This window comes from Streptosporangium sp. NPDC004631 (genome assembly GCF_053601935.1).
In genome coordinates this window covers 1-11,803 of the sequence record NZ_JBSGCR010000015.1, presented here as the reverse complement: position 1 = coordinate 11,803, position 11,803 = coordinate 1, and the positions used below count along the sequence as shown (strand labels likewise).

Sequence of the window (11,803 nt, the reverse complement as noted above, 5' to 3'; positions counted from 1 at the left end):
CCTCGGCCAGAACTGAGACCAGCTTGTTTAGGATCCCCACCTGGGAGTTCGGGTGGGTGATGGAGCGGGCGATGGTTTCGACGTCGTGGGCGAGACGGAGGGCGTGGTCAATTTCACCGGCTTCAGCCAGAGCTGCGACCAGCTTGTTTAGGATCCCCACCTGGAAGTCAGGGTGGGTGATGGAGCGGGTGGTGGTTTCGGCATCGTGGGCTAAGTGGAGGGCTTGGTCGATCTCACCAGCCTTAATTAGAATTACGACCAGTTCACTTAGGGCCCATGCTCGGGAGCCGGGGTGGAGGGTAGAACGGGCGACGGCTTTGACGTCGTGGGTAAGACGGAGGGCGTGGTCAATTTCACCGGCTTCAGCCAGGACTGCGGCCAGTTCGCTCAGGACGTCCACATGAAAAGTGGTGTAGGGGGTGGAGCGGGCGATGGTTTCGACGTCGTGGGCGAGACGGAGAGCGTGATCGATCTCACCAGCCTTAATTAAGACTGCGACCAGCCCGTTCAGAGCCCGTGCCCGGAAGGTAAGGTCAGCGACGGAGCGGGCGGCGACTTCGACGTCGTGGGCGAGACGGAGGGCGTGATCGATCTCACCAGCCTTAATTAAGACTGCTACTAGTTCACTCAGAGCGCGCACCTGGAGGGTGGGGTGAGCGATGGAGCGGGCGGCGACTTCGACGTCGTGGGCGAGACGGAGGGCGTGATCGATCTCACCAGCCTTAATTAAGACTGCGGCCAGCCCGTTCAGAGCCTGCGCCTGGGGGCCGGGGTCAGTGATGGAGCGGGCTAATGCCTCCCCGCGGATCGGATTCCCTAATCGGGCCCAAACTGCTGGCAGCTTAGGAGGAATATGGGCGTTGCGATCAGCTAAAAACTCACGAGTATGTGCGAGCAGCAGCAACGCATAAAGATCCGGATTGTCTTGACCGCAGATCACTCTCTGGCAGGTTATTACTTCTACTAGCGCCGCACCATCCCCCCCGCTGCGATCCAGCATCCGATCAAGTCGCGCCTGATCGATGGCACACTCCACTAGCTGTACTAAATCACCGGCCGCCAGAAGCATTCGGTGGTACCCGCTCAGCAGATACTCCGGCGTCTCGGCCGGCCACCCCCGATCCCGATAACCCTGCGCCCAGGCATGAATGCGGTCGCGACATCCCGACAGCGTCTGTGCCCCCAGCGACTCCACCGCGGCGGCGTGAAGCTCCTCGTGCGCCAGCACGAACACCCGCGCCCCCGTGCCCGGCCGCCATTGGCTCTCCCGGCCGGTAAATGTCCGCCCCGATACCGCGTGCAACCACTTGCGCACCACACCCATCGGCGACTCGGTCAGCTCCGCCAGATCCTCGACGCTCAAACCGCCACCTGCGGCCACTAGCAGCCCCAACAACTCACGCCCGGCGGCATCCCCGTGCAGCACATGCTCCAGCTCGCGCTCGGCGTCATCACGGATGACCTGCGCCGCAGGCGACGGCGTCAACACCCGCACGATCCGCGTATCCCGCAACGGATGCCCCACCGGCACATCTGAGGGCACTGGGGGATTGGGGCGCCCGGCCACCACCACCCGCAACCCCTCCGCCACCACCGGCGGTAGCAACGCCGCGATGCTGTGCGCCCCCGGCCCGACCGTCACCCCCAGGTCCTCGTCCAGCCCATCCACCACCAACACCAGCCGCTCACCGGCCTGCGCGCACGCGCGAGCGGCCTCCTTCAACAACCGGTTGAACCACCCCTGCTGCGTCGAGGCCCCCAGCAACGGCGGCAGCGACTGTCCCAGCAGCTCCGCCAACTGCGGTAACACCACATCCAAGAACGCCTGACGATCACTCTGTCCCGCATACCGGGCCGTGATGAAGAACGACACCACCCGCGCTCCTGCCGGAGGATGCAACACCAACGTCGCCATCAACGCCGACTTGCCCGCCCACGCCAGCCCCTGCCACCACACATAACCCGGCCCGCCCTCACCCGAGCAGAATGCCGCCAGCTCGGCCAACTCCGCAGAGCGGCCCTCCAACCTCCACGGGAAGATCTGCTCAACCTGTTCCAGGTACGCCGACCGCGCCACCGGCTCCCGATAGACATCCCCGATATGGATACCGGTGTTGGCATACCCGCCGGACTCGGCCGACGCCGTCCCGCTCTCCCGGACACCGCCCTTCCAGCGCCCGCCGTCCATACCTGCGCCCGCCCTTCGAACGGCGTCAGCTCAACCGGATACCGGAGTTGGCATCGCCCTCACCCGACGCCTTGGCGTCCCCGCTTCCGTCCACCACCAAATCTCCGGGCACAGCTCCGGACCTGCCCACCACACCGGTGTTCGCATCCCCCGCCCCTGAAGCCGTCGCCGCCCCCGTCTTCCTGACACGCACCCGGCCGCCACCGGCCGAGACCACCGGCCAGCTCGCCCATACCGCCACCCCGACCGCCGCCAGCCCCGCCAGCGCCGACACCGCCGTTGCGACCTTGTTCGCGCTCTCCCACCGCAGCCAGACCAGCATCACGGCCACACCGGCCACCAGCACAGCCGTTCCCACCAGAACCCACCGCCGAGCCGTCATCCCCGTATTGTCCTCCCACAGAGCGTGACAACACATAGCAATTCACATATCGGCTGCCGTGAGATCACAAGAGACTGCCGCACCGCTTCCGGTGCTCGGGCCTGGCGGCCCTGCGCTCCGGGTCGGCTTGCCACCGGATAACTATGGCTGAGGTGACAACAGTGCTGGCAGCAGCACCCCCACGCGTCGACACATCTACGCCACCGCCCACACACGCCTGACCACAGTCTTGATCAGTCGAGCAGGGCGATCGGTCCGGTTGAAAGCGGATGGTCATCCTGCTGACGACCCCACTCGACGGATGCGGGACATGCACGGGATGATCTCATAGATGGCGCAGGCTGTACGAACCGTTTGCGCAGCTCAAAGCCCATAAGCTGGCCGCACGGCCACCGCTCTCCTAAAGCGGGTGTCTTTTAGCCGGTGGTGAGGCGGCGGCGCTTCGCGCCGTCGTACGGCGGGACACGCCGTGCCGTCCCGGCACGGCCAGCGGGCCGGGCATGCGGCCTGGGGGCCGGTCCCGGCCCGCGCCAGCCGGGACGGCACGGCGTAAGCCCGCCGCCCGCCGACCCGGGCACCCGCCGCAGCCAAACGAACCCGCCGCCCCCGGTACGCGCCGCCGCCCGGACCTTCAGACACAGCAAGAGCCCCGCCATCACGTGATGACGAGGCTCACGAGTTGCCGAAAGATCATCTGTGTTCAGGCGGTGGGGTGCCGTCCGGCCAGATGCAATCGTCCAGACCGCCCATCACGCTCACCTGCCCCCCGTCCGGGGGCGGGGTGTAGTTGAGGTGCAGCCGGTAGTGGTCGCCGAACGGGCGGATCTCCACACTGTGGTCTCCCTGCCACCTCACCGTGGCCTGCCGGGAGCTCCAGTACTCCGCCACGGCCGACAGGTACCAGCGCCCCTTCCGCCGTCCCATGACCTCCGTCACGTGCTCCACCCCCGGCGTGATCTGCCCGGTGGGGGTGGACCTGCGGTCGAAGGAGATGCAGGAGGAGACGTCCTCCAGCGGGTAGGTTTGGGCGATCTTGACAGGTAGCGCCTGGAACGTCTGCCGAAGGTAGCCGTTCACGATCGTCATCGCCTCCCGCTTGGTCAGGGAGGTCCCCGGAGTGTCTGCGCACCCGGTCGAGGCCAGCAGCGCCATCACGACGGCCACGCCCGCTTTGAGCACGGTGTTTCTCAACTTTCTCTTCTTCTCCGCACGATCGTTTACTGAAGCCGCGAACCCGATCAAGATCGGCTTTCCGTCGCGGTGGCGCCGGCAGAACAGCCCTTGACGGGCGCCCTGCGGGTGGCCTTCGGCCATTCAGACAGGCCCCACCGCTACCGCACGCGTTACCGCCCGTAGCGCCTGGTACCGAGAAGGCCCCGGCCCCTCCTGCGCAAGGGACCGGGGCCGAAAGGTGCGGCGACGCGGGAAACCGGGGAAGACCGCGCCGCCGCACCCGCCTTCAGGGAGTGGGCCGTGGTGGTGGGGGTTCCGGGCGGAGCACCACCGGCACCTCAACGCCCACGGAGGTGATCAGAGAGGCCCCGCCAGGCAGCTCGCAGAAGACCGTCACCTGGCCGCCGGGCCGCCCGGTGCCGCCGGTGAGCGGCAGCTGGTCACCCACCCGCCCCCACACCCACCCCGGCCCTCCGAAGCCGCCTCCCAGTCCTGCGCCCGCACCGGAGCCAGCCGGAACGGAACGCTCTGTTCGTAGGCCAGCAGCAGGCCCCACCCGGAGCGCAACTCCCTCGCGGGCCGGACACAGACCCCCTCCGCCGCGCTCACACCGGGCCCGCGCTCAACTTCGGCGCCGGGGGATGCACCTCACGCAGCCGGGCGTACCGGCGGACCACCCGCAACGCCGCCTGTTCGGGGTCGCCGCACCGGGCCGAGGCGTACGCCGGGCGCCGCTCCCGGACGAGCCAGCCCGCGCACCACCAGTACCGGTCGCCGTTGCACCACACGATCAGGCCCGTCCAGACCGACACCAGCGCCAGCCCGTAGCCGCCATGAACATCGCAGTCGATCCCCTGCCGGGCCAGAGCCGACCGCAGACATTCGGCCGCCCGCACCGCCGGACAGTCATACGACGACACCGGCGACACCGGACCAGACGTCCGGGACGGCGGATACGGAGCCATGCCTGCCCGCTCCCGCTCTCCCCTCACCGCGCCACCCCCAGCGCCCCGGCGATCAAGCTCGCCACCTTCTCCGGCTCCGCCCGCGCGACTTTCTGAAGGTCCGGCCCGTTACGCAGGGACAGCAGGTAGGCACCGGAACGCACCCCGATGGTCACGGTGGCCTCAGGCCACCCCTGCGGACCGGTCACCGCCAGCTCCGGCGGGAACCGCTCCAGCCAGAACGACGGCCCGGACGCCGACGCGATTACCGAGGAGGCCCCATCGGTGCATGCGGCCCCACCTTCACGAACGGCCGACAGGCCCAGACTGATGGTGTGATGACACCGGGAACGGATCCCCCGCTCCCGCAAGAGCCGCTGCACCACCGTCAACGCCCGATCCTGACGCTCCACCTCCCCCTCGCCAAGACGGGGACGGATGGCTTTAGAGTGATCCACGGATCGCACCTCCAGAGTGCGGTCAAGGACCTGCCGGACGATGGCGTCGTTCCGGCAGGTCCGCCGTTACTGCCCTCGCTAACCTCGCGGACAATGCGCCTGGCCCGGCTTCCGCAAGATCGGGGATGACGGGGTGCGACGTTTCGCGCCGTACGCGCGTGGTACTGGCATGACCCGGACTTCCCTCCTCGCGGTGGCCTGCTATGGGTGGCGGCTGCACGCCAGGAAGAACCGTAGGTTCGTGCCAAGGGCCGGACCCGTACCGCAGTGGAGGTGAAGAACCCGCACTTTTGTGCGGGTCGGTGCGTCACCGCATCAGGCGATGCCCGCTCGTGTGGCCAGGCCCCGGAGTTGCGGTGTGCTGGCCCGATGCTCACGCTTGAGGAGCTGAGTCAGCAGGTCACGGGTACGCCCCCCGTAACGGACGAGTTCGGGAGAGAGTTGTTCGGCCAGGAGGAGCATGTTCACCGACGCGGCGTCCTTGCGCTGAATGGCGTACGCCCGCGCGAGATCCAGGTGGACCTGTGCACGACGCCCGACCAGGCCCGGGGCCATGACCTCAACATCGAGCGTTTCCGCCTTCGCGATGGCCTGATGTGCGTCTCCCGACTCCACCGCCGCGGACACCTCGTGAATGGTGACGTTGGTCAGCCCGAAAGCGCTCCAGAAGTCGTTGCGATCCCCGCCGAGGCGTTCGGCGACCCGGCGAGCCTGGGTGAGAAAAGCGCCTACGGCCGTCTGGTCATGCTGGGCAGCGGCGGCCGTGACCGCGACCAGGTACAGCCCGCCGAGCATCGACAGCGATCGAGGGTCACCATGGCGGACGGAGCGGTGTAGGGCATCCGCCACGCGGAGCACGAGCCCAAGTGCCGCGTCCGGCTCGCGGAGACGGACGAGCACGTAGCCGAGACGATAGGCGCTCACGGCGGCCAGCAACGGTCGTTCGGCCTCTTCGGCTGCGGCCAGCGATCGGTCAGCGGCCAGCCAGGCGAGGTCGGGTTCTCCGACGCGCCGCAGCGTGGTCGTGGCGCAGTGGTAGGTCAGCGAACGAAGTGTCTGGTAGGTCCGGCGCCGGCGCGCCGGGGCATGGCGGCTGCCAAGTTCGGTCGCCACGATGAGCCCTGGCAGGCGTCTGCCCACCTCGTCATACTGGGTCGCCTGGTAGAGCCGGTTCACCCGGCGGATTTCGTGACGCAGCCAGACGAAGCTCTCCGGTGAGCCTTCCACCTGCCGTGGGTCGATCAGCGAGGACAGGCCGTCGTAACCCATCATGGCGTGACGGATGGCGAACGCTGCCTGGTAGCGCATCGTGGTGTCCGTTTTCGCGGTGGTGAGGTCATGGGCGGCCAAGCCGAGGATCTCGCCCAGGGCGTTGATCACGCTGTGGCTGTCCACCTTGCGTTGCCCGCGCTCGACCTGGCTCAGCCAGCTCTCCGAACGACCGATCAGTCCCGCGAGAACGGCCTGTGACAGGCCACGGCGACGGCGTGCCCGCGCGATCCGCTGACCGATGTCCTTACGGGCATCCACACCATCACCCCTGTGAGTGTCGTCCCCCGACAGCGCTGCGCAGTTCCTGAATGATCTGTTCCCAGGATGGCATGCGGGCATGTGACGGCGCATCGGGATCGAACAGCACCCGGACGCCCATCTCTCGCAGCGTCTCCAGGCTCCGGCCGAAGGCGAGATGCCGAGCCAGCGCGTCTTTCAGCAGAGGGACGGCGACGATGGGAACGCCAGACCCCGTCACCTCACACAGCAGGCCGACCGCGAACGTGTCCGCCAGCCCACCGGCCCACTTGTTGATGGTGTTGAACGTCGCCGGAGCCACCACCACCGCATCGGCCGGTGGCAGCCCCTTCGGCTCACCCGGCATGCGGTACGTGCTGCGCACCCGATCCCCGGTCAGCCGCTCCAACTCGTCGGCATCGACGAAGCGGGTGCCCATGGGCGTGGTGACCACGTGCACCTGCCAGCCCTCCGCCTGAGCGAGCACCACCAGGCGGGCGAGGTCAGCCGCCGCCGGAGCGGCACACGCGACCACGTACAGCACTCCGCACGTCTCCATACCGCGTGATCCTAATCAGAGCCGGGCGGCCGTCGCGGTCGGGCAAGGGGGCGATGAAACCGGCCGTGATGCCGCCGGCCGAACTCGCCTCGCTCACCCTTCGGGTGCCTTCGGCATTCCGCCGGCCGCACCACTCCGCCCGGGGACACGCCTCTTCGGTCAGCCAGGTTCCGGCTGCTCTCGTTCACGGGCGATCCGACGACCGGTGGTGATGCGTTGCCGGGCGAGTTCGGCCCACAGGGCTTCCCCGTGCCGCAGGCCGTTTCCGGCGTAGCGCCACTGGGACAGTGTGATCGTCTCCTCTCCGTCCGGGGCGGGCAGACCGAGGATCGAGCGGGCTTGCTCGGCCCGGTAGTCGGCGCGTACCTGTCGTAGGTCGCCCAGGGTGATGGAGTAGCGGCGGCTCTTGGTCAAGAAGTGGCCCCGGTAGCCGAGCATGTGCGCCCACTGCCGCAGCGGAAGGTTCCGGTATTCCGGCAGGCGGCCCAGTGCGAAGCAGGTGAGGATCATGCGCCGGGCGTGCTCGGTCACGGCCAGTCCGGCGATGTCCTCCGCTCGGCGGATCGGGCGGTCCACCGTCCCCGCGGACTCCGCCCCCTTGGTCGCGTACTTGGCGACGTAGGCCGCCACCTGTTGATCGCTGACCCCGTCCACGTCGGCGGAGACGTACACCGGCCGGACGTCGAGCTGATCGCCCCACCGCAGCAGGACCGGGGTCGGCCCCTCCGACGCCGGGACGACGACCTGTCCGGCCGCTTCGCGGATCGCCTGATCGAGGAGTACGACGGTCGCCCAGTCCGGCGGCCGGTCGGTGGGACCCTCAGGTCCGTCGAGCCGGATCACGGCGTGAAAGTGGACCAGGCCCCGCGCCTGGTACTCGGCGACCTTGGCATACGACAGACGCACAGCCCGGCGCAGCCGGCCCCGCGCCACCCCCAGCAGACGCGCCAGAACGGCCGGGAGCCTCTGCGTGAAGCGCCTCCACAGCTCCCCCGCGTGCGCGTTCCACAGCACCGCCCCCCGGTAGTCGTAACAGCTCTCGCAGATCGCCTGCCCTATCCGGGAGTCGTCTCGTTCGTGGCGTACCCCGCAGCTCTCAGGCCGTCCGTGCGGGCACACCGGGGAGTCACGCCGGGGACGGCAGGGCAGCGTTTTACCGTCCTTGCCCACGCGGTGAGCGTGGACGGCACCGAAGGACGGAGCGGTGAAGGTGGCGAACACCCGGGGATGAGCGCCCACGCCCTCGGGGACGCCCTTGCCGCCGCGCAGGCCGGAAATGATCAGGTGGTAGGTGTCGTCCTTGTAGGTCGCCGAGCAGGCCGGGCACCGGGAGGCCCGCCGGTTACCGCAGGCCGTCAGCAAGAAGCCGGTAGGTTCGTCGGCGGTCCGGTACAGATCCAGGATCTCCCCCGTCCTGACGTTCACGGTCAGGCGTTCACCGTGCAGCCGGACCGGTTGGGCGCAACCACCGGTGGCGTAGACCATGCGCTGCCACCGATCGAAGTCCGGCATGCTCGCGCGCTCCAGCGCCGCCCTGGTCTCGGTCGAGAGGTGATCCAGGTTCACGCGGCATCCCTCCCGTCCGTGTGGTCGGGCAGGGGGTCGGCAGGGTGCCCTTCGGCGACGCTGACACCGAGCACGGTGGCGACACGTCGCCATTTCTCGTCGGTCCAGCGGGGGGATCTCGCGGCTTGTCGTCTGCCCCACTCCCGGGCGGACAGGGGGGTTTGAGGGTTCAGGGTGCCTCCTTACCTCGTGGGTGGAGTCACCGCCCGCCGGACGGACAAGACGTCGCGCACCTTCACCGGGGCAGCCCGAAGACAGCCGTCGGCATGGGATGCACGGCAGCGAGAGAGATCAGATTGGAGTGCGGCGAGGGAATGAATGGCGCGCTCTGTGTGGACACCTACCGCCGGGCCGGGGCCCTCCGACGATCATCGGTGGTCATAAAACGTTTGTGCCCGGATTGAATATGCGCCTGAGGTAATTCGCCGAGATATTCGCTGTGTCGTGCCGTGAGAGGGTCGGTGACTTCTTACGTAGATCAGTTGTACCACCCGAGGAACGGTTTCACGCAGTTCAAGGTTCCTCGTGAGGGGTTGTGTGAGGACGTCCGGCGGCGTCCGGTGATGTCCGTCAGAGTCCGTGGACGTCCGGCTGTAACCGGGTATTCGGTGAGAAAAGCAAGAGAGCCGTCACCTTTAAGTAAGGCCGACAGCTCTCTTGGAAGCTCAAGACGTCCTGGACGTCCTGAGGGTCAGTCTTCGCGCCACACCGGCTGAAGGAGATCCGGGTTGAAGGTCCTCTGTCCCCGCCCGGCAGGGTGGACGATCACTGTGTGAAGCGCCTCTCGGATGTACGCACGCTTGATGGAGATCGGGAACCCGCCTTCCATCTCCGGCAGGTGCCACCGCCGCCGGATCTCCGCCACGTCCGTACTGGCCCGTGCCTGCCGTAGCTCAATGGAGGCCGTGAAGTTCGCCCGCTCACCACGAAGCCGCGCGATCTCCTTTTCCAGACCGGGCGCGAGCTTGAAGAACAGGTCATTACTGATCTTTTCCGCGTTCCATTGCTTGGTCAGCTCTTCAAGACGCTTCTTGGTGCTCTGGAGTTTCGACTCCTCACCCCAGGTGGAGGTCTCGGCCGATGCGGCGAAAGCTCTTTCTTCAAGCTTCGCCAGCACCGCTTCGGAAACGTATTCGTCCACCAGGTCACCGCGCCGGGAGAGACTCCCGCAGCCGCCCTCCACCTTGCTCCGGCATGTGTAGTCGTGGTGCGTCGCGCTCTTCCTCACGTTGACGCGCATCGGCGTGTTACAGAGGGTCCCGTCCGGCTGTGGCCGTCCGCAGCGGACGATCGCAGACAGCAGGTAGGTAGGGTCTCGGTAGTCGGAAGAGTGCGCCTTACCGATCTCCATGTTCCGAGTGATGAAGTGCCCCTTGCGCGCGTTGAAGACGGCCCGGATCGCGCTCCACTCCTCCTCGCTGATGATCGCGGCCCACTTGCCACGGATCGGCTCGCCGCCCGCGTCCCGTACGAGCTCGCCGCCGAGTTCCCGTAACCCGCAGATGCGGGGGTTCTTCAGCCCGACCTTGAGCGAGGCGACGCCCCAGTCGTTCCCGAGCGAGGTCTTGACGCCGAGTCCCTGCCACTCCCGGATGATCGAATGAAGCGAGCGACCGGCGAGGAAGTCTTTTGCCGCCTTCCGCAGAAGATCGGCTTCCTCCTCGTTCAAGGTCAGCCGGTCCTCGTTCCACCCGAAGGGACGCGGCCCTCCTGACGGTCTGCCCTCTTCCGCGCGGGAGCGATGCGAGCGGCGCATGCGACGTTGCATCTTCCGCACCTCCATCTTGGAGATCACGGCCCCGAAGAGCCCCATGCTCTCCACGTCCTCGCTGTAAAGATCTTTGCTGCCCCGCGCGTCGGCGAACACGCGTCCGTCCTGGAAGGTGATCGCCTCTACGAAGCGCTCGTAGTCGCCCGGGCGGCGCGCCAGCCGGTCTTCCGCGACGATCACCACACCTTGAACGGGCGCACCGTTCGGCAGCTTTCCAGCACGTATCGCGCGTAGCATCGCCTCGAAGTCGTCACGGACGACGCCCTCTTTCGCGGCCGACTTGTCGTTGTCGGTGAACTCGTGGACGACGGTCCAGCCGTAGCGCTCGGCTGTCTGGCGGTTGACCCTGTGCTGATCCTGCACGCCGTGTTCGTCGCGCCTGATGTCGGACGAGATCCGGGCGTAGGAGACGACGGGAACAGGGGAATTCGACGGGCTCATGTGCACCTCCGCACGACATCATGCCTGAGATGCATCACTAGAATCTTCTCTACCGCGAGGAGGAGCGGGAAATGATCCCGCTCTGCGCCGACCAGGGCGTGGGCCTGATTCCGTGGAGCCCGCTGGCCCGTGGCCTGCTCGCCCGCGCGGGCTCCGACCAGGGCACCGTCCGCGCCGACAGCGACGGGCGCATCGGCGCCCTCTACACCGACGCGGACAACGACCGCCAGATCCTCGACCGGGTCGCACAAGTAGCCGGGGAACGCGGGGTGCCCGCCGCCCAGGTGGCGCTCTCCTGGGTGCTGCGGCAGCCGGGCGTGTCCGCCCCGATCGTCGGAGCCACCAAGGAGAAGCACGTGGACGACGCCGTCGCCGCGGTGGACCTGGCCCTGACCGAGAAGGAACTCGCCTTCCTGGCCGAGCCGTACCGCCCCCGCGCCGTCGCCTACTGACACCAGGCGGCCCCCGGCCCGGACACGGGCCGGGCACGAGCCGACAGGTCGCGGCCATCGCACAGGCCCACCGCCTGGCCGTACGCCCCCTCTTCCCCCGCGTAGATCTCCCCATCCCGGCCTCCGCCCCGGTCATACCGGGTCCGCGCGGAGGGACTGCGACGGGTGGGGGTAGGGGTGCTGGGCGCGTAGCCGGGCATAATGGCGGGCCACCCGGTCGGCGGCCTGGTCCGGTTCGCTTGCCCGGTGGAAGGCGTAGACGAATCGCCGCCGCCGGGTGTCCCAGCCCGCGCACCACCAGAACCGGTCCCCGTCGGACCAGACCACCAGGCCCGCGCAGACCGCCACCAGCGCCAGCCC

At 67.9% G+C, this 11,803-nt stretch carries 11 protein-coding genes and 1 pseudogene; 1 reads left to right on the top strand and 11 read right to left on the bottom strand.

What is annotated here, in order from left to right:
* From ACWEF2_RS17005 to ACWEF2_RS16960, 10 genes are all read right to left on the bottom strand, one after another.
* Positions 1 to 2,188 (bottom strand): hypothetical protein (locus tag ACWEF2_RS17005; RefSeq protein ID WP_453816183.1); only part of this gene is annotated, 2,188 nt, incomplete at its 3' end.
* Between the two features lie 25 nt (positions 2,189 to 2,213).
* Positions 2,214 to 2,570: a hypothetical protein gene (locus tag ACWEF2_RS17000; protein WP_453816181.1), complete on the bottom strand. Its 357-nt coding sequence runs from the start codon at positions 2,568 to 2,570 to the stop codon at positions 2,214 to 2,216.
* Between the two features lie 690 nt (positions 2,571 to 3,260).
* Complete coding sequence (locus ACWEF2_RS16995; protein ID WP_453816179.1) at positions 3,261 to 3,761, bottom strand: hypothetical protein; 501 nt, start codon at positions 3,759 to 3,761, stop codon at positions 3,261 to 3,263.
* A gap of 268 nt (positions 3,762 to 4,029) precedes the next feature.
* Positions 4,030 to 4,191, bottom strand: coding sequence for a hypothetical protein (locus ACWEF2_RS16990; RefSeq protein ID WP_453816177.1), 162 nt, complete (start codon positions 4,189 to 4,191; stop codon positions 4,030 to 4,032).
* Positions 4,192 to 4,348: 157 nt separating this feature from the next.
* A complete protein-coding gene (locus ACWEF2_RS16985) occupies positions 4,349 to 4,663 on the bottom strand; it encodes a hypothetical protein (protein WP_453816175.1) in 315 nt (104 codons plus the stop codon).
* Between the two features lie 68 nt (positions 4,664 to 4,731).
* Positions 4,732 to 5,145 carry a hypothetical protein gene (locus tag ACWEF2_RS16980; RefSeq protein ID WP_453816173.1) on the bottom strand — a complete coding sequence of 138 codons (414 nt, stop codon included), beginning with the start codon at positions 5,143 to 5,145 and terminating at the stop codon, positions 4,732 to 4,734.
* A 315-nt stretch (positions 5,146 to 5,460) separates the two neighbouring features.
* Positions 5,461 to 6,675, bottom strand: a complete 1,215-nt coding sequence (locus tag ACWEF2_RS16975) for a helix-turn-helix domain-containing protein (protein WP_453816171.1) — start codon at positions 6,673 to 6,675, stop codon at positions 5,461 to 5,463.
* Between the two features lie 4 nt (positions 6,676 to 6,679).
* Complete coding sequence (locus tag ACWEF2_RS16970; protein ID WP_453816169.1) at positions 6,680 to 7,198, bottom strand: flavoprotein; 519 nt, start codon at positions 7,196 to 7,198, stop codon at positions 6,680 to 6,682.
* Between the two features lie 174 nt (positions 7,199 to 7,372).
* Positions 7,373 to 8,779, bottom strand: coding sequence for a replication initiator (locus ACWEF2_RS16965; RefSeq protein WP_453816167.1), 1,407 nt, complete (start codon positions 8,777 to 8,779; stop codon positions 7,373 to 7,375).
* A 691-nt stretch (positions 8,780 to 9,470) separates the two neighbouring features.
* On the bottom strand, positions 9,471 to 10,991 hold the full coding sequence (locus ACWEF2_RS16960; protein WP_453816165.1) for a recombinase family protein: 1,521 nt from the start codon (positions 10,989 to 10,991) through the stop codon (positions 9,471 to 9,473).
* A 56-nt stretch (positions 10,992 to 11,047) separates the two neighbouring features.
* Here ACWEF2_RS16960 and ACWEF2_RS16955 point away from each other — a divergent pair.
* Positions 11,048 to 11,443 (top strand): annotated as a pseudogene (locus ACWEF2_RS16955) (aldo/keto reductase); the annotation flags it as partial.
* A 132-nt stretch (positions 11,444 to 11,575) separates the two neighbouring features.
* Here the strand turns inward: ACWEF2_RS16955 and ACWEF2_RS16950 are convergent.
* A partial coding sequence (locus tag ACWEF2_RS16950; RefSeq protein WP_453816163.1) for a hypothetical protein occupies positions 11,576 to 11,803 on the bottom strand: 228 nt, incomplete at its 5' end.

Bases quoted from the DNA above. Each gene is read 5' to 3' on its own strand.
- ACWEF2_RS17000 (WP_453816181.1), bottom strand. From the start codon at position 2,570: ATGACGGCTCGGCGGTGGGTTCTGGTGGGAACGGCTGTGCTGGTGGCC.
- ACWEF2_RS16960 (WP_453816165.1), bottom strand. From the start codon at position 10,991: ATGAGCCCGTCGAATTCCCCTGTTCCCGTCGTCTCCTACGCCCGGATC.